Here is a 26100-nt window from a genome sequence, read left to right on the forward strand (position 1 = left end):
GTTTAATGGATGTCCAACCGTTCCATACGGTAGCGCATGGAACGGAAACTGATGCCAAGCAGCTTGGCAGCCTGCGTACGGTTGTAGCGGGTTTGTTTCAAAGTCTGCTCGATAATTTCACGCTCGATCTGATCGAGATAATCCTGAATCTGCATCTTTCCGGGAATGAAATCGGGCAACAGACCGCCGGGGTTTACTCTGTCGGGATCGGGTTCGGAAATTTCGTCAAACGACAGTTCTCTGGGTTTGTCGGACGATGCGTTATGGCTGGTGTTGATTTGCAGGTCGTCCAATTGGATAACCTGTCCGACGGTTAAGGCTACGGCGCGTTCGAGAATATTTTCCAACTCGCGGAAGTTGCCGGGGTAGCTGTAATGCAGCAATGCTTCTTGAGCTTTGGGGCTGAGTTTGTAATTTTCGCTGCCTGTGCGGTGTTTGTGAAGCAGGTGCATGATCAAGCCGCCTAAGTCTTCCCGCATTTCGCGCAATGGCGGCATGTTGAGGGAAACCACATTCAGGCGGTAGTACAAGTCTTGGCGGAATGCACCTGATTCTACCAGGGCTTCGAGATTTTTATGGGTGGCGCAGATGATGCGGACATCCACATAAGTTTCACGGGCATCACCGATGCGGCGCACGGCCTTTTCTTGGATGGCACGCAGCAGTTTAACCTGCATCGCCAGCGGCAGGTCGGCCACTTCGTCGAGAAACAGTGTGCCGCCGTCGGCGTGTTGGAAAAAGCCCAATCGGTCGCTGTCCGCGCCGGTGAAGCTGCCTTTTTTATAGCCGAAAAATTCGCTTTCCATGAGGTTTTCAGGAATGGCACCGCAGTTCACGGCAATGAAAGATTTGTCAGCACGCTCCGATAATTCGTGTATGGTACGTGCCGCCTGCTCTTTACCGGTACCGGATTCGCCGGAGATATAAACGGGCACGCCGCTACGGGCAAGACGGCGGATGAGGTGGCGTACTTCTACCATTTGCGGCGATATACCGAGCAGGCGCGGCATATCCTCATCACCACGTAAGGGGACGTCGTGCCCCGACAAGATGCGGGCGGTAAGTTCGCCGCTTGAAAAACGGTCTTTCAGAGAGCGCAGGCTTTCCGGTATACCAGTCGGCTGGGTAAGGGCGGAACCTTTACGCACAGGTTGGTTCGATACAGGAACAAAAGGCGAGGGAACGGCACGGCGGATTGCGGAAAAAGGCGGTTGCGCCGCAGCCGGCGGCTGCTTGGCCGGAGTGGGGCGGGGTGCCGGAGGCTCGGCCGCGGAGGGAGCCGCAGCTTCATGCTTCATGCTTTCGGGCGGCTCATTGATTTTGATAGCGGATTTTACCAACGAACGAAGCTGCGACAGGGTAATCGGTTTTTGCAGGTAGTCGAAAGCGCCTGCCCGCAATGCTTCGACGGCTTGGTCGGCATTGCCGAAAGCGGTAATAACGGCAACGGGCGTATCCAGCGTCAGCTCGTTAATGTATTGCACCACTTCCAAGCCCGAGCCGTCGGGCATACGCATATCGGTCAGTACCAGCGAATAGTCGTTGTTATCGAGTTTGTCTTTAGCATCTTCTACGCCGACCGCCGTTTCTACGCGCAACCCCATTTTCATGAGGGTCATTTCCATCAAATCGCGGATATCGGCTTCATCATCCACAACCAAAACTGGGTCTTGCAATTTATGATTGCTCATGGGTTTCTCTCGGTAAAATCAGTTCAAAGCCATTCATTTCGGGATGATAGTGCAACTGACCCATATTGGCGTGTGCAAGTTCGCGGGCAACATAAAGCCCTAACCCCGTGCCTTGTTTGTCGGTGGTAAAGAAAGGTTCAAACAAGTGGTTGCGTATATCGGGCGGAACACCGGTGCCGTTGTCGGCTACTACGATGGAAATATGGATGCGGCCGCTCGGTTTGATTAATACGGTAATCGCATGGCGGTCTTTTCGGCTGTGCCGCCAGGCGTTATTACACAAATTCCACATAATCTGCTGCAAGTGCATGGAATCGGCTAAAACACTGAGATTGTTGCCGTCCATGTTCATGCGCAGGCAGCCTACGGCATCGGGATTGTTGAGTGTGAATTCCTGTTTGAACTCCAGCCAGAACTTCATCAGATTAATCGGTTCGCGGCTTACCCCGTCGCGCTTGTTGATCAGCGATACGTCTTCCAGCATTTTATCGATGCGTTGAATGTTACTGTCGATGATGTTGTGCAATTTGGTTTTGGTCGGATCCATTTTGTTTTCGTCATACAGTAAATCACTGGCATGGCGGATGGCCGACATGGGATTGCGGATTTCATGGGCAAGATTGGCGGTAAGCTGGCCGAGAGAAGCCAGTTTGGTAGACATGGCTTCGGCGGCTACTTCGCGTAATGAACGCACATAAAGGATAAGCAGTTCGGTTTTTTCTTGAATCAGCGGTACGGCGCGCACGTGCATGGAGTGCTGGAAAATATGGATGTCGGTTTCAAAGGCTTTATCGGGTTGGTATTGCCAGCGCGAAATCAATTCACCGAATACGTTTTCCTGTTTGTCGACGGCCAGTCCGGGAAAATAGGTTTTGGCCTGACGGTTAAACAGCCACACACGTTGGGAAGCATCGATAACGATAACGGCTTCTTGAACACGGTTCAACACTAAGCGGTTCAAGCCGCTCACACGGCGGTAGGCAAGTTGGTGTTTAGTGGCGGATTCGGTGGCGGCTTGGAGGTAGGTGGCCGAAAAAGCGGTAAGGGCGGCAACCAGATAGCACGCACCTGCAAGCAGGGCTGAGGATACGAGTGTGCGGTCTTCCCATTGGAAAGGGGTAAGTCGAATCTGTCCGGTAAAGAACATGTTCAGCAAAATCAGCAACAATGCATAGCTGGCGTAAAGTATCGGGTAGCGCCCGTGGCTGAGCAGACAAGAGGTGGCGATAAAAGGCAGCACCAAAATACCGAAGCCGGAATCAACGCCGCCGGCAATGTAAGTCAGCAGCATGATCATGGTGATGTCGACAACAGCACTGGCATTGGGCAGGTCAAGGTTTTGCAGTTGCCAGTCGGGTTTAAATACGGTGAGTAAAATCAGAAATGCATATACTGCCGCCCAGCTGTAAAACTCCACCGGAGAAAACATTTCCTTACCTGTTCCTCCGCCAGAGTAGGTGCTGATCAAATGAAAAACCAGCAATGACAATACAATCGACGTTCGGGCGATATTAACCAACCCGGGTATCCGGTCATTTAAACTTTCCCAGTCTTGTTTAACAAATAGCTTATTTACGCTCATTCAACGTATGCCCTTTTCGTTTTCTTATTTATTTTATGCCTTAAGGCATATACATAATTGCATTCTACGGCGGTATTTTTGTTTCTTCGGATAGCCGATGCTCCCATGCAATATGGTTATTATCATAACACTCAATATTCCTCTTATTATATTATACCGAATCTGTGCCGGATAATCTTTTCAGACGGCCTGAAATCTCTAAAACTTTGCCTTTTCTGCCGCGTTTGTTGTTTATATCTTGAATCCGCAGGCGTTCTTTGTGCGCTGCACCGCGTTTGCCGGTGCTTTCTACGATAAATTCGGGCGACGAGGTAACGGCGACATGTTCGAGCCTGATGCCGTCTGAAAGGCTGATCAACTGCAAACCGCGGCCTTTGGCCATCACTTCCAATTCGCCGATGGTAAACGCCAGCAGGCGCGGTTCGTCGGTGGCCAGCAGCACTTTGCACTCGGGGTTGATGAGTGAAACGGCATAGATGCTGACCGGCGGCAGGGTTCGCTCTCCGGCTTTGAGCGTCATCACCACTTTACCGGCTTTGATGCGGCTGACCATATCGCCGAGTTTGGCGATAAAGCCGTAGCCGCCGCTGTTGCTCAATAAATAATGCTGTTCGGGCAGGCCGGTCATCATGGCGACGACTTCGGCGCCGTTTTGCAGTTCGATGAGCGAGGCTACGGGTACGCCGTCGCCGCGGCCGCCGGGGATTTCCGCCGCGTCCAGCGTGTAGGTGCGGCCGTGCGAATCCAGCACTACCACCGGCCACACGGTGCGGCCTTCGATCACCTGTTTCAGCCCGTCGCCTTCTTTGAAGGTGGTTTGGCTTAAATCGACGTTGTGGCCGGCGCGGCTGCGTATCCAGCCTTTGTTCGACAATATCAGCGTAACCGGTTCGTCGGCGGTGGTTTGCGTGAGGGTGGCGCGGCTGGCTTCTTCGACCAAAGTGCGGCGTTCGTCGCCATACTGTTTCATGTCGGCCTGCATTTCTTTGACAATCAATTTGCGCTTTTCGTTTTCGTCGCCCAGCAATATTTTCAGACGGCCTTCCTCTTCGCGCAGTTCGTTGAGTTCTTTTTCGAGCTTGAAGCCTTCCAAGCGGGCAAGTTGGCGCAGGCGGATTTCGAGAATGTCTTCGGCTTGGATTTCGGTGAGGCCGAACACCGCCATCAGGTCGGGTTTGGGTTCGTCGGATTCGCGGATAACCTTAATCACTTCGTCGATATGCAAAAAGGCGATCATGCGCCCGTCGAGAATGTGGATGCGTTTTTCCACTTGGGCAAGACGGAATTTCAGACGGCGTGTTACGGTGATGACGCGGAAATCCAGCCATTCCTGCAAAATGGTTTTGAGGTTTTTCTGCGCGGGGCGGTTGTCCAAGCCCATCATCACCAAGTTCATCGGCACGTTCCCTTCCAAACCGGTTTGCGCCATCAGCGTGTTGATGAAGTTTTCGGGTTCGATGCGGCTGGATTTCGGCTCGAACACCAAACGCACGGGCGATTCGCCGTCGCTTTCGTCGCGCACTTTTTCCAGCAGCGACAACATCAAGGCTTTGGTGTTTTGCTGGTCTTGCGTGAGGTTTTTCTTGCCGGACTTGGGTTTGGGATTGGTTTGCTCTTCGATTTCGGCCAAAATTTTCTGCGCGCTGGTGTTGGGCGGCAGTTCGGTTACGATAACGCGCCATTGTCCGCGTGCCAGCTTTTCGATTTCGTAACGCGCACGCACGCGCACGCTGCCTTTGCCGGTTTCGTAAATCTGCTGCAAATCGGCGGCAGATGTGATGATTTGGCCGCCGCCGGCAAAATCGGGCGCGGGAATATACTGCATCAGGTCGGCCGTTTCCAGCGACGGTTTTTTCAAGAGGGCGATGGCCGCTTGGGTCACTTCGGTCAGGTTGTGCGACGGGATTTCGGTGGCCAAACCGACGGCAATGCCCGATGCGCCGTTGAGCAGCACCATCGGCAGGCGGGCGGGCAGATGCACCGGCTCTTCAAACGCGCCGTCGTAGTTCGGCACGAAATCCACCGTGCCCATATTGATTTCGGAAAGCAGCAGCTCGGCAATCGGCGTGAGCCGCGCTTCGGTATAACGCATGGCCGCCGCGCCGTCGCCGTCGCGCGAGCCGAAGTTGCCGATGCCGTCGATTAAGGGATAGCGCAGGGTAAAATCCTGCGCCATACGCACCATGGCATCGTAGGCCGAAGCATCGCCGTGCGGATGGTATTTACCGAGAATCTCCCCCACCACGCGGGCGGATTTCACCGGCTTCGCGCCGTGCGTCAGCCCCATGTCGCGCATGGCGTAGAGAATCCGCCGCTGCACGGGCTTTTGGCCGTCTGAAACTTCGGGCAGGGCGCGGCCTTTAACCACGCTCATGGCGTATTCGAGATAGGCGCGTTCGGCGTATTGGCCGAGCAGCAGGTAGTCGTCGCCGACGGCGGGTTGGGAGATGTGTTCGTTCATTGCAATCAGAAGATACTGAAGGGGAAAGGGTAATTATTGTAAAGCAATTTAACGGTATTTGCTCGGTCGGCACGGTTTCGGACGGCTCGAACCATTCTGCATGATGCCAATCATATTTAATATGATTGAGCATATAAGACGGTGTACTGTTACAATGCAGCCGTTTTTTTATCATTTTTCCGGATGCGCCGCTGATGAACCGACCGCGATTTACCTACTGTTTGGGAGAGCTTGAGCAAAACCGTTTATGGGAGTGTCTGCAAAGTCATTTCGACTGGGGGTCGTCTATATGGAAACCTTTATGGCTTAATGGTTTGAAATTAGGAAGTTTGAACGAAAAATGGTTGGAACAGGTGCGGTTGGATTGGACGGAAAGCATAACGGAAATGCCGGAAGGCATACATTTGCATACCGACGGCTGGCTGGCTATGGGCGACAGTCTGCAACACATGGCACAAGGCTGGAAACAGTTCGGTTACTTGAGCGGTTGGCGCAACGAACAATTTGATGTCAACGATTCGGAAGGCCGGCCGTTGTTTACATTGGAGCGTTCCGCATTCAGGCCGCTCGGTTTGTTGAGCAGGGCGGTGCACATCAACGGACTGACCGAATATGAAGGCGAATGGGTGTTTTGGATCGGTCGGCGCAGCCCGTATAAGGCGGTCGACCCCAACAAACTCGACAACCTCGTGGGCGGCGGCATTGCCAGCGGAGAAAGCATACGCGAAGCGATGTTGCGCGAGGGCATGGAAGAAGCGGGATTGGATGAGGCCTTATTGCAGAATTTGAGCGGACAAAGCCGCCGTCGCAGTTGCCGCCCCGTATCGCGCGGCCTGCACAATGAAGAACTGTTTATCTTCGATATCGTGCTGCCGCCGGATGTGCTGCCGGAAAACCAAGACGGCGAAGTGGCCGAATTCAGGCGGATGCGTATTCCCGAGCTGACCGAAGCCATGTGCAGCGGTTTGCTGATGAACGATGCGTTTCTGGCCACTTTGGACGCATTCAACCGCTACGGTCTGCTGGATAGACAGCATCCGCTGGCGGTATGGTTGGACGAAAATCGGTAAGTCATATTCAATGGCATTTGAGGCCGTCTGAAAATCGTTTTTCAGACGGCCTCACCACGATGATGGAAGGAAAAGGGCGGCATGGTTCGGTTGCGTGCCTGACTCGGGCCGGGGTGCCGCATCTCGAACGGTTTTCGAATCGGGCGGTTCGGCGCGGGCCTTAATTTGTAAACAATCAAACTCACATGTAAAATCATGTCAGGTTATGATATTTCAGACGGCCTCAAGGCCGTGATTTTTATGGAGAGTAGGGATGAATGCCGTTGTGATTGCCGTTGCCGTGATGCTGATATTGTCGTTGGCGCGGGTGCATGTGGTGTTGAGCCTGCTACTGGGCGCGCTGGCGGGCGGTTTGACCAGTGGTTTGGGGCTGGCGAAAACCATGGAAGTATTTCAAACCGGTTTGGCCAACGGTGCGCAGATTGCGCTTTCCTACGCCATGCTGGGGGCGTTTGCCGTGGCCATTGCCCATTCGGGTTTGCCGCAAACGCTGGCCAATGCCGTTATCCGCCGTTTGGATAACAGCCACGTGCGCGACAATGTGCCGGGCAGCGTCAACGTGGTGAAATGGGGGCTGCTGCTGGCCTTGCTTGCCATGAGCGTGATGAGTCAAAACCTGATTCCCATCCACATCGCGTTTATTCCGCTGATTATTCCGCCGCTGCTGCTGGTATTCAACCGCATCCGACTCGACCGCCGCTTGCTGGCCTGTGTGATGACTTTCGGTTTGGTTACCACTTATATGTGGCTGCCGGTGGGTTTCGGCGAAATTTTCTTGAAACAGATTTTGGTCGGCAACATCAATAAGGCCGGTTTGAATGTTGACAATATCAATGTGGTTCAAGCCATGACTATTCCCGCTTTGGGCATGGTTGCGGGCTTGTTGGTTGCGGTGTTCGTCAGCTACCGCCGTCCCCGTATTTATCAAAATACTGCAGCAGATGTGGAAGCTAACCACCAGGCCGCGGCACAGCCGAAAATTTCTACCTACCGCAGCATAGTGGCTTTGCTGGCGATTGTGATTTCTTTTGTGGTGCAGTTATGGGCGGGTTCGCTGCTGCTGGGCGCGATGGTCGGTTTTGCCGTGTTTATGGCGGCGGGCGTGGTGCGCTGGGGCGAAGCGGATACGGTGTTTAACAACGGCGTGAAAATGATGGCGATGATCGGCTTTATCATGATTGCCGCGCAAGGTTTTGCCGAAGTGATGAAAGCCACCGGCCAGATTGAGCCGCTGGTGAAAGCTTCGGCCGAAATGTTTGCCGGCAACAAAGGCATGGCGGCATTGATTATGCTGTTGGTGGGTTTGCTGGTTACGATGGGCATAGGCAGCTCGTTTTCCACCTTGCCGATTATCGCCACCATTTATGTGCCGCTGTGCATCAGCATGGGCTTCTCACCGATGGCTACTTTGGCGTTAATCGGTACGGCAGGCGCATTGGGCGATGCCGGTTCGCCAGCATCCGATTCCACTTTAGGCCCCACCGCCGGTTTGAATGTGGACGGCCAGCACGACCATGTGCGCGATACGGTGATTCCCACCTTCCTGCACTATAACCTGCCGCTGATGGTTTCCGGCTGGATTGCCGCGATGGTGTTGTGATGAATGATTTGGAAGCGCGCGTTACCGAGTTGGAAATTCAGACGGCCTTACAGGAAGACTTGATTGCCAGCTTGAACGACACCATTGCCAAGATGCAGCAAACGCTTGATTTACAGCAGGGGCAGTTGCGCTTGCTGTATCAGCGGATGCAGGAAAAAAGCAGCGGCGACGGCGAGCCGTACAGCCTGCTTGATGAGATACCGCCGCATTATTAACCTTAATGATGAGGCCGTCTGAAAAAAAAGTTTTCAGACGGCCTCATCATTATCACAGCGGATTTTCCGCAAGAGAAAGAGCCATGAATATTACCGTTTTAGCCGTCGGCACCAAAATGCCGCGCTGGGTGGACGAAGCCGTAAACGAATACGCCAAGCGTTTCGGGCGCGACGTGAACTACACTCTCAAAGAAATCAAGCCCGAAAAACGTGGCGCAGGCGTGAATGCCGCGCAGGGCATGGCGGCGGAAGAAAAACGCATTCTCGAAGCGGTGCCGCAAGGTGCATTTTTAGTGGTGTTGGACGAACGCGGCAAAGCGCCCACTTCGGTGGAACTGGCGGAGCACCTGAAAAACTGGCAGCAAAACGGCGAACACGTCTGCTTTGTGATCGGCGGGGCGGACGGCATGACCGACCGCCTCAAACAGCAGGCACGGCTGATGCTGCGCCTATCCAGCCTCACTTTACCGCACGGCATGGTGCGCGTGTTGCTTACCGAACAGCTTTACCGCGCCGTGTCGATTTTGCACAACCATCCTTACCATCGGGAGTAGCGGTTTATACTTTAAAAATCACTAAGGCATCAAAACAAAACACCGAGGCCGTCTGAAAACAGTTTCAGACGGCCTCGGTGCATCTTTCATATCGTGTAGAGGGCGAAACGGGTATTAATCGTCATCGTCATCATCATCTTCGCGGTATTTTTTACAGCGGTATTTCTTGCCCTTGCGGTAATGGTCGCAATAACAGCTTTTTTTGCAGTGTTTGCCCGAAGCATGATGATGGCGGGCTTGTTCGGCCGCTTCTTTTTTCTGGTTGCGCTTGGCATACAGGTTGCCGGCGGTGCCGCCGATGGCCGCGCCGATAAGCGTGCTTTCCATATTGTTGCCGGCCACTTTGCCGATAACGCCGCCGACGGCTGCGCCCACAATCGTCGCTTCCGTGCGGTCGGTCATGCGTGCTTGGGCGGTGGTGCCGAACGAGAGCGCCACTGCCGCCAGCACGGCAATCAGGGTTTTACGGATGGTGTTCATCAGAAGTCTCCGAGTTATATCAGGAAGAATAATTCGCCTTTTACCACACAACCGCGAAAGATGTGGCAATATTCGGAAACACGGTTGCTGCAAACACTTGGCTGTTGCAGCAACCGCCATAATGCTGAGAGCGGTAAAACGGTTAAAGGTTTTTGAGGATAATGTAATATTCTGCAACCGCCCCGAAGTTGCGCGGCCGCCCTGCAAAATGCCGTTGCCGCGTTGCCGCCGTATTTTGAATTCGGAACATCGAAAGCCCGTTATGACTTATTCCTACCGCCAAACCCTGCCCGATACTGCATTGGATATCGTGGGCGACGTGCACGGCGAACTCGAAGCCCTGCAATCGCTGCTGCACCATCTCGGCTATCGGGATAACGGAGCGCATCCGCAGGGGCGGAGGTTGGTGTTTGTCGGCGATTTGTGCGACCGCGGGCAAAACAGCCCTGCGGTGCTGGCGTGGTTCAAACAGGCTTACGATGCGGGCCATGCTTTCATGGTGCTGGGCAACCACGAGTTGAATGCGCTCGTGCGCGACCCGAAAGACGGCTCCGGCTGGCTTTTTCCCGAACGGGAAGCCAAAGATGCCGTTCAATACGCGCCGTGGAACGTGTTGCCCGAAGCTGAAAAACCTATGCTGGAAAGCTGGTTGGCGGAGCAGCCGCTGATTTTGGAACGCCCCGATCTGCGCGTGGTACACGCCGCATGGTTGCCGCAGCAGTTTGCCGCGCTGGAAGCCGCCGCCGGCGAAAGATTGGTCGAACAATACCGCCGCTTTGATGGCAGGCTGAAACGGCATCTTCAGACGGCCTCTTGGTATGCCGACTATCTCGACGAACAGCAGCGTTACGCCGAAGTTGTCGAAAACCCGCATTTCCCGCCGCCGCCTATGCCCGCCACGGCGCAATACGAACTCAACCGCAGCCGTATGCACCCGATACGGGCGTTGACCAGCGGCGTGGAGCAGATCGCCCCCGCACCGTTTTATGCGAGCGGGCGTTGGCGTTTTACCGCCCGTTGCGCGTGGTGGAACAATTATCGCGACGATGTGCCGGTGGTTGTGGGCCATTATTGGCGTTCGTGGCTGCCGCAACCGCCGTCGCCGCACCGCGAAAACCTGTTGCCCGCAGAAGGCGCGGCATGGCACGGGGCGCGGCATAATGTGTTTTGTATCGACTTTTCCGTCGGCGCACGCTGGCGCGACCGTAAAAACGGCACGCCGCCCGAGCGTTCCGAATTCCGCCTTGCAGCTTTGCGCTGGCCGGAACGGGTGCTGGTCTTCGATAACGGGGAAACGGCGCCCACGGTGCAGGGTTAACAGTAGGGCGGGCAGGGATGCCCGCCCTACTGTGTTTATCGACCTAGATAAACAAAGGCCGTCTGAAAACATTTCAGACGGCCTTTCAGGTTTTTCAGACGGCTTATTTGAACCAAGATTTGATTTTTTGAAACAGCGACATACTTTGTCTGTCGAAGCCGTTTTCCACCATGGCGGCGGGCACGGCGGCTTCGCGGTGTACCGGCAGCGCGCCGAAACTTTGCGCCACCGGCATGATTTCGATACTGTTCACGTTCATGTGCACGGGGCGTTGGTAGAGCCATAAAGCGGTGTTGGCAATATCTTGCGGGCGGATGAACTGCACGTTTTCATACAGCTTGGCCACCCGTTCTTCGTCGCCTTTGAAGCGCACGTTGGAAAATTCGGTGTCGCCGCACAAGCCCGGTTCGATGTTGCTCACGCGCACGCCGGTGCCGGCCAAGTCAGCCCGCAGGTTGAGGCTGAATTGGCGCACGTAGGCTTTGGTGGCACCGTAAACATTGCCGCCGGGGTAGGGGTAGGTACCGGCAATCGAGCCGATATTGATGATGTAACCGTTTTTGTGTTCGGTCATCTGCGGCAGCACTTTGCGGGTGAGGTAGGTGAGGCCGACGATATTGGTTTGGATCATGGTTTGCCAGTCGCCGAAATCGGCTTTGTCGGCACTGTCCAACCCGAGGGCGAGGCCGGCGTTGTTGATGAGGCAGTCGATTTTGTCGAAAGGCTCGGGCATGTCTTGCAAGGCGTTGTCGATCGACGCGGTGGAAGTCATGTCCATTTCCAGCGGCAAAAACCGTTCGCCCAGCTCGACCCGCAATGCTTCCAGCTTGTCGATGCGGCGTGCCGCGCCGATAACGTTGTAACCGGCCGCTACAAAAGCGCGGCACATTGCTTCGCCGAATCCGGCTGATGCGCCGGTAATCAAGATCGCCATTTGGTTCACTCCTTCAAGAATGCGGATTGTTTATTTTTCACACTGCAAATCGAAAATAAATTGCCGGTGTAGTCCCCGCTACAGGTTTCAGGTATGATGTTTGAACAATTCAAACAATATTACCACAATGAAAAGGAACACTATCATGAAAATCAAAACCACTCTGCTGGCCGCAGCTTCCGTTGCCGTGTTGGCACTGTCCGCATGCGGCGGCTCTGCCGAATCGGGCGTTGCCAAAGGTCCGATTTCCGAAGCGCGTACCACTGCATTTAAGTCTATGATGCCGAATTTCAGCACGATGGGCAAAATGGTTAAGGGCGAAGAGGCTTATGATGTGGAAAAATTCAAAACGGCTGCCGCTGCTTTTTTGGAAGAGAGTAAAAAGCCGTTTGAACATTTCCAAAAAGACGAACAGGGCGACGGCGATACGCTGCCGGTAACTTGGGAAAAACCCGAAGAGTTCAAAGCTGCCGAAGAGAAATTCCATGCGGCGGTGGCTGAGTTGAACACCAAAGCCCAAGGCGGCAATCTGGAAGAAATCAAAGTGGCTTACGGCGAAGTGGGAGCCAACTGTAAATCCTGCCATGACACCTTCCGCCGTCCTAAATAACGATGTGCTGAATCTTGAATGATGCCCGAGGCCGTCTGAAAACCGTTTTTCAGACGGCCTCTTTGCATACTTTCATCAGGCCGTTTCCCCACTGCAGCCACGCTTTCAGATGGCCTCAAACATTGCTATGATAGGCCGTCTGAAACCTGTTTGCGCCCGTCATGAACCCTATCGAAAACGCCCGCCGCCATTCCCAATATCTCGCCCGTCATCTCGACAACGGCAACCTGAACCCGAACATTCTCAACCCGATGCTGGAAAAAGTGCTGGAAACCGCCGATTTCGCAGCCTTCGCCGATTGGGGGCAAATCCAAGCCGAGGAAAAAGAAGCCGAACTCGCCCACCAGCTGCGCCGTTTGCGCCGCTATGTGATGGCGCAGATTATCGTGCGCGACATCAACCGCATCAGCGATTTGGCCGAAGTTACCCGCACGATTACGCTGTTTGCCGATTTTGCCGTCAACACCGCGTTGGATTTCGCCCATGCTTATTATCGGGATATGTACGGCACGCCGATCGGCCGTTACAGCAACGAGCCGCAGTTTCTGAGCGTGGTGGCGATGGGCAAGGCGGGCGGTTACGAATTGAACGTGTCGTCCGACCTTGATCTGATTTTTATTTATCCCGAATCGGGCGACACCGACGGCAGGCGCGAGCGCAGCAATCAGGAATTTTTTACCAAAGTCGGCCAAAAGCTGATTGCGCTGTTGAACGACATTACCGCAGACGGACAGGTGTTCCGCATCGACATGCGTTTGCGCCCCGACGGCGACAGCGGTGCGCTGGTGTTGAGCGAAACCGCGTTGGAACAATACCTGATCCAGCAGGGGCGCGAGTGGGAGCGTTACGCATGGTGCAAAGGCCGCGTGGTTACGCCGCACGCCAACGGAATCAGCGCATTGGTGCGGCCGTTTGTGTTCCGCAAATACCTCGATTTCAACGCCTACGAAGGCATGCGCGGGCTGCACCGGCAAATCCGCAGCGAAGTCAGCCGCAAGGGTATGGCCGACAACGTGAAGCTCGGCGCGGGCGGTATCCGCGAAATCGAATTCATCGCCCAGATTTTCCAGCTGATACGCGGCGGCCAAGTGCGTGCGCTGCAACTGAAAGGCACGCAGGAAACCCTGCTCAAACTTGCCGAACTGGGCATACTCCCGCACGAAACCGTTAACATGCTGCTCGAAGCCTACCGCTTTTTGCGCGATGTCGAACACCGCCTGCAATATTGGGACGACCAACAAACCCAAACCCTGCCCGACAACCCCGAACAGCAACAGCGGCTGGCCGAAAGCATGGGTTTTGCCGACTACGCCGCCTTTTCAGACGGCCTCAACCGATACCGCAGCCAAGTGAACACCGTGTTTAACCAAATCCTTGCCGAACCGGACGGGCAACCCCAAGCGCACGCCGACGGCTGGCAAGACATCTGGCAGGAAAACGCCGATGAAGAAGCCCGTTTCAACCGCTTGGCGGAACACGGTTTCGACGCAGCACCGATTGCACGCCGGCTCGACCAGCTCCGCAACAGCGGCAAATACCGCCACCTTTCCGCCCAAGCCCAGCCGCGTTTCGATGCCGTGATTCCGCTGCTGATACAGGCCGCCGCATCCCAACCCAACCGCACCGTAACCCTGCTGCGCCTGTTGGATTTTCTCGAAAACATCAGCCGCCGCTCGTCGTATCTCGCCTTTCTGCACGAGCACCCGCAAGCCCTGCAACGGCTGGCCGACATCATGGGGCAAAGCTCGTGGGTGTCCGGCTACCTGACGAAGCACCCGATTCTGCTCGACGAGTTGCTCAGCGCACAATTGATGGACACCGGCAACGATTGGCCGAAACTCGCCGCCGAGCTTTCAGACGGCCTCAACAATGCAGCGGGCGACACCGAAGCGCAAATGGACGTATTGCGCCGCTTCCAACACGCCCAAGTGTTCCGCCTCGCCGTGCAGGACTTGGCCGGATTATGGACGGTCGAATCGCTGTCCGACGAACTTTCCGCACTCGCCGACACCATCCTCGCCGCCGCCCTGCCCGCCGTATGGGCAGATACCCCCAAAACCCATACTGATGCCCCGCGCATCGGCATCATCGGCTACGGCAAACTTGGCGGCAAAGAGTTGGGCTACACCTCCGATTTGGATTTGGTGTATGTGTACGACGATCCGCACCCCGACGCACCCGACGTATACGCCCGCTTCGCCCGCCGCCTCACCAACTGGCTTTCCGCCGCCACCGGCGCAGGCACGCTCTACGAAGTCGATTTGCGCTTGCGGCCGAACGGCGACAGCGGCTTCCTTACCCACAGCATCGCCGCGTTTGAAAAATACCAGCGCGAAAACGCGTGGACATGGGAACACCAATCGCTCACCCGCGCCCGCTTCATCTGCGGCCTGCCCGAAACCGGCGCATCCTTCGACCGACTGCGCACCGAAATCCTCACCCGTCCGCGCAACCAAGCCGAACTTGCCCGCGAAATCATCGCCATGCGCGAAAAAATGTTCGCCACCCACCCGCCCGAAGACAGCAACGTCAAATACGCCCGCGGCGGCGTGGTCGATGTGGAATTTATCGTGCAATACCTGATACTGGCTTATGCGGGCAAACATCCGCAACTGCTCGACAACTACGGCAACATCGCCTTGCTCAACATCGCCGCCGATGCCGGTTTGATAGATAAAACGCTGGCCGAACAATCGCAAACCGCCTACCGTTTCTACCGCCAACAGCAACACAACGCCAAGCTGCGCGATGTCGGCAAATTGGCAGTCAACGAACAGGTTCAGGCGTATTACGGCAGCGTGAAAAAACTGTGGGAACAGGTGTTTGGCGAAGAGGTCAGGTTTGGGGCCGTCTGAAAACCCGACGGCAGGGCTGGCATTGCTGCCTGCCGCATAATTTTGCACGTGCAGATAAGCGGCGGGCAGAAGTGCCCGCCCTGTTTACATGCAGCGGTGTTTCAGTGCGGGCAAACGGTTGCGGACGCTTTGCAACCGTGCGGCTTCCAACTCGGCCATCACCATGCCTTCGCCTTCGGGCAGCACGTCGAGCACTTCACCCCACGGGTCGATAATCATGCTGTGTCCGAATGTGCGTCGCCCGCTTTCATGCAAACCGCCTTGTGCCGCGGCAATGACATAGCATTGGTTTTCCACCGCACGGGCACGCAACAACAGTTCCCAATGTGCCTGTCCGGTGGTGTAGGTGAAAGCGGCGGGCAACAGCAGCACGTCGAACGGCAGTTGGGCACGGAAAAATTCAGGAAAGCGTATGTCGTAGCAAATGCCTGCCGCCAAACGGATGCCATCGGCAGACAGTTCGGGCGCGTTGGAACCTGCTGCGATGGTGTCGGCTTCGGCATAGCTTTCGCCCAAGCCGGAATAGCCGAACAGGTGCATTTTGTTGTAGGCACCGATGCATTCGCCGTTGCGGTCGTAAACCTGCATGGTGTTGAATACTTTGCTTTTATCCGGGCTTTGCAGCGGTATGGTGCCGCCGAACAGCACGATGCCGTTTTGTCGGGCGGCTTCGCTTAAGGCCGTCTGAAAAACACCGTTGCCCAAAGGCTCGGCAAAAGCGAGTTTGTCTGTGTCTTTTATGCCCATCAGGGGCCAGTATTCGGGCAGCAGCACCCATGCCGCCCCGCGTGCGGCGGCTTCGGATACCAAACGGCGCATGGTTTGCAGATTCTCTTCGGGGCGGGTAACCGAAACCATTTGAACGGCGGCAATACGAACGGTATGCATGGTTTTCTCCTTTTTTTCAGACGGCCTGACGGCTTCACGTTCATCTTTTGCTTTTATTATGATTTATTTACGGCAATTCTGTTACACTTTTTCAATTTATCGAGAGGGGATATGCAACCATGAAAAAATCCATTCTGATTCTGGTGACGGCATTACCGGTGTTTGCGCTGGCGGATGTCGAGCTTTACGGCAACATCCGCAGCGGAGTGAGCGTGTCGCAGGTGAAAACGGATACCCAACGCTACACACGCACGTCGGTTGATGATTTCGGCAGCTACATCGGTTTCAAAGGTTCGCATCCGATTGGCGGCGGCAATAATGTGATCTGGCAGTTTGAACAGGATACGCCGGTGGGTAAAAGCGGTTCGTTGCGGGAATATTTCCGTGAGAAAAAGAAAAACAGCGTGCTGCGGACGCGGAATTGAATGCGGGTGTGTAATGGTTAAGAGGCCGTCTGAAAAGGGATTTCAGACGGCCTCGATTGTATCTGCGGGCAATCCTGTTAAGGCTTCGGGCTGATACAGACTCAATCGTTGCGCATAAAAATATACCTATAGATTTTTTAAGATATTGTAAAAACAAAGATTATTAGATTTTTTGAACGTAAAGTTAGTTTGCCAAACCGAAACTTTTACCGTGTAATCCCATCAGATTAATTCTAATAAAACAAAAAATGGGAGTATTGCGCATGAGAGATTATCACGCCAAACAGCAATACCGGCATGTCTATGATATGGGAAATGAATTTATACTTTTTCATAAGGAAGGAATACCGGCCAAAGGGTTGCAGAACCGGTTCCATCCTTATAGCCGGCTGATTTTTTCGGGAAACAGCTCTTTGCCGGTAACGGTCGGCGGGGATAACGAATTTACTTTGCCGCCCAAAACCGTTTTGTTTTTATCACCTTATATGCTCTACAGCATCTTGCCCCGCCGGGAAAAAACCGACAGTTTATTACTTAATCTCTGCTCTTTCGGTTTGAATGTTACCGCATCTCCTTTCTGGGAAAATGTCCGCGGACTTTTGGAAAGCGGTAAATCGGGCCTGCATTATCCTGAAGACAAATCCGATTTTATTTATCGGGTTTATGATGAAATCGAAAATGGATTCGACCTTAAAAATTTGTCTAAAATCATTGAGCTTTTAGACCATATGACGACCTGTATGCCGCAAAACAGCATCGTGGATAAGCTGTGCGATATTCATCAGAACAATTTGCATTTTTGCCAAACTGCCAACGAATATATTTATTCACACTTGAATTGCAAAGGCATGGTCAGTGAAATAGCCAAACAATCGCATATGTCGGTATCCAGTTTCCATCAGAAATTCCGCCAGCATTTCAAAGAGTCGTTTCATAGCTATTTGTTAAAACAAAAGATTCATTTGGCCTGCAACCTGTTATCGACCACGTCGATGACGGTGGCCGAAATTGCGGAAGAGTTGAATTTCAATTCCCCCTCCCACTTTACCGTTATTTTCAAGCAGCACCGTCAAACAACTCCGGGAGCCTACCGTACTCAGGCGATGCGGTTGAAAAACTGATTCGTTTATGTATTTATAAAAACAGGCGGCAGGCAAAAAAGCCTGCCGCCTTGTTCGTGATTTGTCTGTCTTTTATTATTAAGGTTTATTCGGGTGCGTTAATCACCTTGCCGGTTTCATCGTCTATTTCCACTTCCTCTCCCAATAATTCATCATTGGCGGTTTCTTTACTGAACATAATCGCTATGAGTGCAATGACTGCAATACCCGCCAAATACCATGCAGGCGCAAGTTGGTTGCCGGTTTCGTAAATCAATGTTGTGGCAACCAAAGGTGCCGTACCGCCGAGCAAGGCGTTACCGAGGTTGAAGCACAAAGCAAAACCGCTGAAACGTAATGAAGTGGGGAAGATTTCGGTTAAGAAACCGGGCAAAGTACCGTCGTTCATGGCCAATATGGCACCAAACACCACCATAACCACCAAAGTCAAAATAAAACTTCCCGTTTCTAACAACATAAACAGCGGCACGGATAACACGATGAAGGCAACACAGGCGCAAGTCAGCATGGTTTTCCGTCCGTAAAGGTCGGATAAATGCCCCATCATGAAAATAAAACCGATATAAGTTAAAAGTGATACGCTGGAAGCGATAAACGAAGAAGTTTCGCTCATATGCAATTCGGCGCTCAGATAAGTGGGCATGTAGCTTAAAGTGGTATAAAAAGCAACGGCGTTCAAAGCTACGACACCGCAAGCGATGAGGATTTGGCGGCGGTAACCGATAACCAAACGGTAAATCGGCAAACGCCGTTGTTGGCGGTGTCCGAGGCGCTCTTCCATTTCACGGAACACTGGAGTGTCTTCAAGGTGCAGACGGATATACCGTCCGACCAAGCCGAAAGGTGCGGCCAATAAAAACGGCAAACGCCACCCCCAGCTATGCAGTTGTTCATCACTTAAAATGGCATACAGTAAAGCAACCAGCAAAGAGCCGAGCAATAAGCCGCTGGCCGTGCTGGCGGGAACCAAACTGGTATAAAGCCCGCGTTGATGCGGCGGTGCGTATTCGGCAAGAAATGCCGCAGCTCCTGCATATTCTCCCGATGCGGAGAAGCCTTGTACAAAACGGATGATCAACAGCAACAAGGGAGCAACGAATCCGACTTGTTCGTAAGTCGGCAGAAAAGCGATACAGAAGGTTGCAGCCGACATAATTAAAATCGACCATGACAATGCTGTACGGCGTCCGTATCTGTCTCCCCATTGTCCCCACACGATACCGCCAATCGGGCGGATGATGAATGAAATAGCAAAAACGGCATACGCGGCAATCAAACCGATGGTTTTATCTTCAGACGGGAAAAATACAACGGCAATAATGGCGGCCAGATAGCCGTAAGCGGCATAATCGAACCACTCGACAAAATTACCGATAAAGCTTGAAACCGCCGCTTTGCGCAAAGCACTACGTTCGCTTTCCGAGAGCTGTGCAGTATGATGGGAAGGGTTGATGGCAGGCATGATTTTCTCCTTGGTTTCGTTATTTAATTCCGAACAGAAGGAAGTGCCGGTTGTTATGCACTTACCGATAACATTCACTAATCAGAAAGTTATCAGGTATGAAAATTCCATTTACACATTAAATTTTTATAAAGCGAAAGTGTATGAAAATATTGTGTAAATGCATGACAACCGGATTGAGTCAGTCAGCCTACTTCCTTCACCCTTGTGATTTCAGTTGCTTGACTGCCTTTGCGGGAGAAAAGGCTTACCAACACTTCACTCATACCGCCGATAATAATCAAGGCTCCTCCGGTTAATTGTGCGGGGCTCATGGCTTCGCCGTACACCATCCAACCGATAAAAACGGCGGCTACAACGCATTCCCAATAAGATACGCATGCAAACTCTACCGCTTTCAGATGGCGTGTGGCGATGGTGCAGGTACCTAACGCGCCGAAACCGCATACGAAACCGATGCCGATCCACCATAACCAGTCGGTACTCGTCATTTGGCTTACAGTCGGTTTTGTGAAGACAAATAGAATCACAATACCGATTAAAGCGAAAATAAAATTCCAAAATGCACGGGTATCTCCGGGCACTTCGGTACGGAACCGGTTAAAAAATAGAAACAGACCGTAACCAAGACCGGAATAAAGGGCCAACATATCCCCTACGAAAGTTTCTGAAGAAAATTTCATGTCAAATTGCAAACCGTTTACACTGTCATAACTTACCAGTCCGACGATCAACAGCATACCGGCAAATACCGCAGCCACCGATGCCCATGTAACCCAGCGCATTTTCTCTTTCAGGAAAATAACGGCCAGCAAGGTAGAAATGATTGGGCCGATATAAATAAAGAATACGGCATTGGCAATCGAAGTAAGCTGGGTTGCCGCAACGTATGCCGACAAGCAGTTACCCATAAAGAAACCGCTGGCAACCATGTGCCAAGAAAGTTTAAACGTCTTCAAATCTGATAACTTGCCTCTCGCTCCGATAATCATTAAAAACAAGATGGCACCGAAAGCCATGCGCGAGAGGGCGATAAAATCTCCTTGTGCATTAATATGGCGTGCGAAAAAACCGACAAAGCCCATCAATGTGGCAGCGATAAAGGCATTTACAAAGCCGATTTTTTTGTTAATCGGCGAGCTTACTTGTGTGCTCATGGTTGCTTCTCCAAAGATTAAAAATATAAGGGGGAAATCTTTACCGTCCCATTTTGGATTTATGCTCTTATTTCTAAAATAATTTGGGCGGGCGAGATAACCCGCCCTAAAATCAAGCACCTAAGCTGAACTCAGTACGGATAGCCTCAGCCATTTTTGATGAAGCAGTTTCCAGTAAAATTTGGCCTTTTTCTTTTGTGGCATTCGCTGCCGAAGACAAGCAGCCGGAAGGCGGGGTCAGCTCCGGTTTAATTGGCAGAATATCGTAGTTCGGCAATTCTGCAGGCGGGCCGTCCATCACGGCATTCATATCTACCATTTCAGGATGCAGCAATAACATCAGTGAAGTTTCCAGAACACCTCCGTGTTCCAAGTCCCAGCCGGTAAAGCCTTCAGGATACAGGCGTGCAATCGTGGCATCGTCTACAAAATCCCAATACGACATCAACAAGGCTTTTACTTCAATGCCATCGCGCTTGAGTTCACGGATTGCCGTATCGACACCTTCAAACAGAAATTGGTAGTTTTCGTAATGCCCATTGCAGAAAACAAACCTGCGCACGCCGTGGGCAGCTAATTCCAATGTAATTTCACGAGCAAGGGCAATGAACGTCGTGCCGCTTAGAGAAGTCGTACCGGCCAAATGGTAACCGCCGCCCGAGCGTTGCTGGGATTTATAACCGAAAGAAAGGGCAGGGCCGACAAGTCCGCCGATACGCTCTGCCACGGCTGTCGCCACATCGGTGGATAAAAGTTCGTCTACATTCATCGGCATATGCGGGCCGTGCTGCTCAAGCGCACCTACGGGAACAACGACAACAGGGTTTTCTTTTACACGGTTTCGATATTCAAAAGCATTCATTTGCTTCATATTGATATTAGCCATAATGTTACCTCTCCAATATCTTCGTTAACCCATTATTTGGCAGGGGGTATAGGTGTCGGAATTCCGGTGGGCTTCGAACCTCTGGTAGACAGATAAACCTGTGATAATCCTCCTCCGACGATTAAGATACCGCCGAGATACTGCATCGTAGTCAAATGCTCAGAGAAAAGTACCATTCCGAGTATTGAAGCCATGATGGTTTCCTGATATGAAATGGTTGCCAGCTCTCCCGCCAATAGAATTCTGGAAGCAACGGTCAGGAAGTAGAATGCTCCGAATCCTGTAACCAATGCAGCAACAATCAGTACAATCCAAGAATCCATCGGCATTGTTGCAATATCCCACGGAATTGAAATGCTCCGACCTTCCGCGTCTTTAACTGCGTATTCCAAATTGTTCCAACGGAAAACAAGCATCAGACCTATGGTCATCACGGCAAATAGGAAATTGTAGAAAGACCTTACGTTGGAATTGAAATCGGTGCGGTAACGGGATACGAAAAGATAGAGTCCGTATGCAACCCCAGAAAGGAGCGCAATCATATTGCCCGTAGTGTATTTGGGATCAAGATCCAGTCCGAAACCTTTTTCGGAAACGATTCCGACAATTAAAAGCGTGCCGAGAATTACCGCTGACAGCGAACCCAGCATGGGAATTTTAAATGGTTCTTTCAGGAAAATAGATGCCAATACGGTTGAATAAATCGGACCGGTATAGATGAGGAACGAAGCATTGGCAAGCGTAGTGTACTGCGTTGAAATAACATAAAGCGAAGACAGCAGGCCGAGAAAAATACCTGAAAACAAGATAGCCGGCGAAAATTTTTGCGCCTTTACGGTTTTAAATCCACCAACACATAGGAAAATCAATGTCATTCCGATGAGGCCAGCAAAGCTCCTACAGAATGCAATGAAGTCTCCCGGAGCACTGATATAGCGGGCAAATGCTCCAATACCCCCCATCAGCGACGAAGACAGAAACATGAAGCCGAAACCTTTCAGTTTCGTTAATGACTCTTGGTTCATCTCACACTCCTTTTTCAACATCCTTTACGGTGAATGGAATGAGCCTTTCCCGAAATGTGTTAAATGTGAGGATTAAATTTAAACAACGTAAAATAGAAATTGACTATGCAATATTTCTATATGTATACGGCTTATACTTCCTGCAAACAGCATGAAGTTTCACTCTTCTCGTTTCCCCTTTCATTACAAACAAGTTACGGAACCACAAAGAACTTCTTCTTTTGTAAATCCCTTTCACTTTTCATTATATTTGCCTGAAGATTGAAAAAACGGCAGCGGTTATGGATTTAGGAAAATCACGCCGCCGCCGTTTGCAGTTTTATTGATTTACAGCCTTAAACAAGCGTCAAATCATCAAAGTTACGGTTCGGGAAGTAGTCCTCGCAACCACCTTCGCGATATACGTCTGCAGTAGCACAGTGCAGCGCACCGCCAAACGGATAAGCATCACGGAACGGAACAGGAATTACGTTCATGCCTAATTTATCCATTTGTTCTTGTTGATGCACTTCGGATGCTTCCACAATCACTGTTTTGTGATCCAGAACCAGACAGTTCATAGACAGCCATACAGAGCTATAGCACAGTGGAGGCGGTTCGGTGTGTGCCGGTTGTGCGGCTTCCACGATTTGCCAATCGTTTTTCTCGAAGATGGCGCGTTGCTCTTTCGGCAGCGGACGTACAGGGTTGTTGATGATTAAACCCGGACGTAGCGGAACGAAAGTAGCGTCAATGTGGATCGGATATGGGTCGCCCGGGAAGTTCACGGCATGGACGGTCAATTCCGGATAGTAGCGTTTGAACCATTCCATTGCAGTGCGGTTGGTGGTCAAACCGTGTTGGATGAACAAGTCTTTACCTAGACGCAGAACGTCGGCGGCATCCCACATTGGCTCTTCTTCGGTGGTTACGAAGTCTTTGTTGGCGGTACGGATTAAGCGCTCTTCCAAAGAGATTTGCTCGTCGTAGTAGTTATGTTTGTAAGACTTGTCGGTCAAACGCGGACGGGGCGCTTGGGTCCATTTGAATTCCGGGTCTTCTTCGAAATATTTTTTCATCAGCGGCCAATAGGCAAGATATTCGAAGTAGCGGCAGCGGAAAGAGTTGGCCGATGCCATGATTTCATTACCGATAGTTAATAAAATATCCCGCGGCGGCATACAAGTCATCATCGAACCTGTGCGGAAATCGGGAGTGATTACTGGTTGGTTCCATTGCAAAGGAGTAGGACGGTCAACGATTACACCGCGTTCTTCGAGCACTTTGGTCAAATAATTCAATTGGTCATTGGCTTTTTCTACGGTTTCCAACGGACGTGGGCCCCACATACCGCGCATTTTGCTGTCAATGGGCACTTTTTCAGAAGTAGCCGGTTCTTCGGGAGGAATACAACTATGGTCGGCAACACCGACAATTACCCGTTTCAGCGGGTCAAAGTCATTCCAGGAATTTACGATTTTTGCCATGATTCATCTCCTTAACAATGACGGAAAACTAAAACAACGCTTTCATCGCTTTTCACAAACCCCACCCAATCAAACAATATATGCATAATTATAAATACATAAACCAATACTGTTTCGGATTGGGATTTTTGTGAAACTTATTCTAACGGCTGCTCCTTTTTTTAAAATATAGAAAAGAATAACAACACTATCAAAAAAGACCAAATCTTATTTATTTCATGAAGTTATATTCTTACATGGCATGATGGAAATTGATTGAAATCAATAGAAAGGTTTTCTGGCCTTGATAACCGGGGAAATGCTTTTTAAATATTCGACGAAGCAGAATACGATAACATCAAGTTCGTACGGTAAATGCTAAGCCAATTTTTCCTTCAATATTTTTAGGTGCGGTTCACATTTTTCCTGCTGCCATAAAATTGCTTGACAGAAGCGTAGAATCTTCTAAAAAATAGACCGTCATTGCATTTGTTTACATAGTTGCAATGCAACAATCTTATTTTTGAAAAATATTAACAACAACCGGGCCGTCTGAAAGTACTGAAACAAATAAGATTCCGGTTAAGGAGATGGATTAACTATGTCTAAGCGAGTGATGTTCACGCGAAGTGTCTTGCTTTTGTCTTTAGGAGTGGCGTTCGGGTTAACTGCCTGCGGCGGCGGGGAAAATACTTCAAATATCAGCCGTGTTCAATCCGACGAACCGGCTGAAAAACAGGAGATCGTTATTAATAACGGTGCCGAGCCGGAATCGCTTGATCCGCATAAAGTATCGGGCGTACCCGAATCAGGCATTATCCGCCAGATTTTGGTCGGCCTCACTTCTACCGACAACGACGGCAATACCGTTCCGGGCATGGCTGAAAAATGGGAAAGTGCCGATAACAAAGTATGGGCATTCACGCTACGTGATGCCAAGTGGAGTAATGGAGACCCTGTAACCGCTGAGGATTTTGTGTACAGTTTCCGCCGCGTTACCGACCCGGCCACCGCATCGCCTTATGCCAGCTATCTGGCTGATGCCAAAGTAGCCAATGCAGCCAAAATCGTCGAAGGTAAAGCCAAGCCCGACAGCTTGGGTGTGAAAGCCGTGGATGCGAAAACGCTGGAAATCACGCTGGAAGAGCCGGTGCCTTACTTCCCCGACATGTTGATTCACACTTCCGTGAAACCCGTGCATAAAGCCACAGTGGAAAAATTCGGCGACAAATGGACTTCTCCCGCCAATATCGTCGTAAACGGTCCCTATACAGTGAAAGCATGGGACGTAAACAGCCAAATCGTGTTGGAGCGCAACCCGAATTATTTCGACGATGCCAACACCACCATCACTAAAGCCACTTTGTTGCCGATTTCTTCACCGCCTACCGATATGAGCCGCTTCAAAGCCGGCGAGGTGGAGTTCACTTACAACGATATTCCGACCGAGCAGTTTAAGTCGCTGAAACAAGAAATGGGTGATCAAATGAAAGTTGCGCCCTATCTGTGCAGCTATTACTACGAGTTCAACCACAACAAACCGCCGTTTGACAATGAAAAAGTACGCAAGGCTCTCCAACTTGCGTTAGACCGCGATACGCTAGTGGAAAAAGTGCTCGGACGCGGCGAAACCGTGGCTTACCAGTTCACGCCGCCTGCCGCTCAGGGTATGAAAGAATTTGTGCCGGAATGGAAAGCATGGGATAAGGCCAAACGCATTGAAGAGGCGAAAAAACTGCTGGCCGAAGCTGGTTACAGCGAGTCTAAGCCTTTGAATTTCGAACTGCTCTACAACACCAACGAAAACCACAAGAAAAATGCCGTGGCTGCCGCTGCGTTGTGGAAAGAGGCATTGGGCTTTGTGAATGTGAGTCTGGTCAACCAAGAGTGGAAAACCTATCTTGATACCCGCCGCAACCAAAAACACCAAATGGCGCGCGGCGGCTGGTGTGCCGACTACAATGAGGCTTCTTCTTTTCTGAATGCGTTCAAGTCTGAAAACAGCAGCAACTACGGCAAATATCAGAGTGCCGAATTCGACAAGTTGATGCTGCAAACCCTCAGTAGCGATATTACGCCCGAACAGCGCGGCGAGCTTTACCGTCAAGCAGAAGCCGTGATGGATAAAGATGCGGCAACCATTTTCGTTTTCCACTATGTAAATGCCCGTTTGGTGAAGCCGTATGTCGGCAATTACTCTGTAAAAGACCCGATGGACAACTGGCAGATTAAGCACTGGAAAGTTTTAAAACACTAAACCGGAGAGGCCGTCTGAAAACAGAATATGCTTGTTTTCAGACGGCCTCTGCTTAAATACACCA

At 51.7% G+C, this 26100-nt stretch carries 21 protein-coding genes; 10 read left to right on the top strand and 11 right to left on the bottom strand.

Translation table 11 applies throughout. From position 1 onward, the window contains the following. Window positions 1-2 precede the first annotated feature (2 nt). The 3 genes from EL216_RS07975 to parC form a co-directional block, all read right to left on the bottom strand. Entirely contained in the window at window positions 3-1691 is a 1689-nt protein-coding gene (locus EL216_RS07975; protein WP_085390802.1) for a sigma-54-dependent transcriptional regulator, read from the bottom strand. Further along, window positions 1678-3273, bottom strand: a complete 1596-nt coding sequence (locus EL216_RS07980; protein WP_085390803.1) for a two-component system sensor histidine kinase NtrB — start codon at window positions 3271-3273, stop codon at window positions 1678-1680. Before EL216_RS07980 ends, EL216_RS07975 begins: the two co-directional genes overlap by 14 nt. Window positions 3274-3424: 151 nt before the next feature. Then, on the bottom strand, window positions 3425-5734 hold the full coding sequence (gene parC, locus EL216_RS07985; RefSeq protein ID WP_085390804.1) for a DNA topoisomerase IV subunit A: 2310 nt from the start codon (window positions 5732-5734) through the stop codon (window positions 3425-3427). A 194-nt stretch (window positions 5735-5928) separates the two neighbouring features. Between parC and EL216_RS07990 the strand changes: the two genes are divergently transcribed. The 4 genes from EL216_RS07990 to rlmH all read left to right on the top strand — a co-directional run bounded on the left by EL216_RS07990 (window position 5929) and on the right by rlmH (window position 9173). Further along, complete coding sequence (locus EL216_RS07990; RefSeq protein WP_085390805.1) at window positions 5929-6804, top strand: NUDIX hydrolase; 876 nt, start codon at window positions 5929-5931, stop codon at window positions 6802-6804. A 253-nt stretch (window positions 6805-7057) separates the two neighbouring features. Continuing rightward, on the top strand, window positions 7058-8404 hold the full coding sequence (locus EL216_RS07995; protein WP_085390806.1) for a Na+/H+ antiporter family protein: 1347 nt from the start codon (window positions 7058-7060) through the stop codon (window positions 8402-8404). After that, window positions 8404-8619, top strand: a complete 216-nt coding sequence (locus tag EL216_RS08000) for a SlyX family protein (RefSeq protein ID WP_085390807.1) — start codon at window positions 8404-8406, stop codon at window positions 8617-8619. Before EL216_RS07995 ends, EL216_RS08000 begins: the two co-directional genes overlap by 1 nt. 83 nt (window positions 8620-8702) lie before the next feature. After that, window positions 8703-9173, top strand: a complete 471-nt coding sequence (gene rlmH / locus EL216_RS08005; RefSeq protein ID WP_085360044.1) for a 23S rRNA (pseudouridine(1915)-N(3))-methyltransferase RlmH — start codon at window positions 8703-8705, stop codon at window positions 9171-9173. A gap of 114 nt (window positions 9174-9287) precedes the next feature. Here rlmH and EL216_RS11085 read toward each other — a convergent pair whose 3' ends face one another. Next, complete coding sequence (locus EL216_RS11085; protein ID WP_126305037.1) at window positions 9288-9653, bottom strand: glycine zipper domain-containing protein; 366 nt, start codon at window positions 9651-9653, stop codon at window positions 9288-9290. Window positions 9654-9915: 262 nt separating this feature from the next. Between EL216_RS11085 and EL216_RS08015 the strand changes: the two genes are divergently transcribed. After that, window positions 9916-10971, top strand: a complete 1056-nt coding sequence (locus EL216_RS08015) for a metallophosphoesterase (RefSeq protein ID WP_085390848.1) — start codon at window positions 9916-9918, stop codon at window positions 10969-10971. Window positions 10972-11074: 103 nt separating this feature from the next. Here the strand turns inward: EL216_RS08015 and EL216_RS08020 are convergent, their stop codons facing one another. Next, window positions 11075-11905 (bottom strand): SDR family oxidoreductase, encoded by an 831-nt coding sequence (locus tag EL216_RS08020; RefSeq protein ID WP_085390809.1) that lies wholly within the window; start codon window positions 11903-11905, stop codon window positions 11075-11077. A gap of 151 nt (window positions 11906-12056) precedes the next feature. On the opposite strand from EL216_RS08020, the gene EL216_RS08025 reads away from it, so the two are divergent. Both EL216_RS08025 and glnE read left to right on the top strand, forming a co-directional pair. Further along, window positions 12057-12515 (top strand): c-type cytochrome, encoded by a 459-nt coding sequence (locus EL216_RS08025; protein WP_085390849.1) that lies wholly within the window; start codon window positions 12057-12059, stop codon window positions 12513-12515. Between the two features lie 161 nt (window positions 12516-12676). After that, a complete protein-coding gene (gene glnE, locus EL216_RS08030; protein WP_085390810.1) occupies window positions 12677-15370 on the top strand; it encodes a bifunctional [glutamate--ammonia ligase]-adenylyl-L-tyrosine phosphorylase/[glutamate--ammonia-ligase] adenylyltransferase in 2694 nt (897 codons plus the stop codon). Between the two features lie 84 nt (window positions 15371-15454). Here glnE and EL216_RS08035 read toward each other — a convergent pair whose 3' ends face one another. Then, complete coding sequence (locus EL216_RS08035) at window positions 15455-16258, bottom strand: carbon-nitrogen hydrolase family protein (protein WP_085390811.1); 804 nt, start codon at window positions 16256-16258, stop codon at window positions 15455-15457. A 119-nt stretch (window positions 16259-16377) separates the two neighbouring features. Between EL216_RS08035 and EL216_RS08040 the strand changes: the two genes are divergently transcribed. Together EL216_RS08040 and EL216_RS08045 are read left to right on the top strand one after the other, a co-directional pair. After that, the gene (locus EL216_RS08040) at window positions 16378-16683 is read left to right on the top strand and encodes a porin (RefSeq protein WP_085390812.1); all 306 of its coding nucleotides are present in this window, start codon (window positions 16378-16380) and stop codon (window positions 16681-16683) included. A 449-nt stretch (window positions 16684-17132) separates the two neighbouring features. Further along, window positions 17133-17804 (top strand): helix-turn-helix transcriptional regulator, encoded by a 672-nt coding sequence (locus EL216_RS08045; protein ID WP_164713861.1) that lies wholly within the window; start codon window positions 17133-17135, stop codon window positions 17802-17804. Between the two features lie 85 nt (window positions 17805-17889). On the opposite strand, the gene EL216_RS08050 is transcribed toward EL216_RS08045, so the two are convergent. From EL216_RS08050 to EL216_RS08070, 5 genes are all read right to left on the bottom strand, one after another. Then, entirely contained in the window at window positions 17890-19266 is a 1377-nt protein-coding gene (locus EL216_RS08050; RefSeq protein WP_085390814.1) for an MFS transporter, read from the bottom strand. A 185-nt stretch (window positions 19267-19451) separates the two neighbouring features. Beyond that, complete coding sequence (locus EL216_RS08055; RefSeq protein WP_085390815.1) at window positions 19452-20423, bottom strand: DMT family transporter; 972 nt, start codon at window positions 20421-20423, stop codon at window positions 19452-19454. A gap of 112 nt (window positions 20424-20535) precedes the next feature. Beyond that, complete coding sequence (locus EL216_RS08060) at window positions 20536-21309, bottom strand: creatininase (RefSeq protein ID WP_085390816.1); 774 nt, start codon at window positions 21307-21309, stop codon at window positions 20536-20538. 32 nt (window positions 21310-21341) lie between these two features. Continuing rightward, complete coding sequence (locus EL216_RS08065) at window positions 21342-22334, bottom strand: DMT family transporter (RefSeq protein WP_085390850.1); 993 nt, start codon at window positions 22332-22334, stop codon at window positions 21342-21344. Between the two features lie 335 nt (window positions 22335-22669). After that, window positions 22670-23800: a serine/threonine protein kinase gene (locus EL216_RS08070; protein WP_085390817.1), complete on the bottom strand. Its 1131-nt coding sequence runs from the start codon at window positions 23798-23800 to the stop codon at window positions 22670-22672. A 595-nt stretch (window positions 23801-24395) separates the two neighbouring features. Here EL216_RS08070 and EL216_RS08075 point away from each other — a divergent pair. Next, window positions 24396-26036: an ABC transporter substrate-binding protein gene (locus EL216_RS08075; protein WP_197720425.1), complete on the top strand. Its 1641-nt coding sequence runs from the start codon at window positions 24396-24398 to the stop codon at window positions 26034-26036. Window positions 26037-26100 lie beyond the last annotated feature (64 nt).

Source organism: Neisseria animaloris, assembly GCF_900637855.1.
GTDB lineage: Bacteria > Pseudomonadota > Gammaproteobacteria > Burkholderiales > Neisseriaceae > Neisseria > Neisseria animaloris.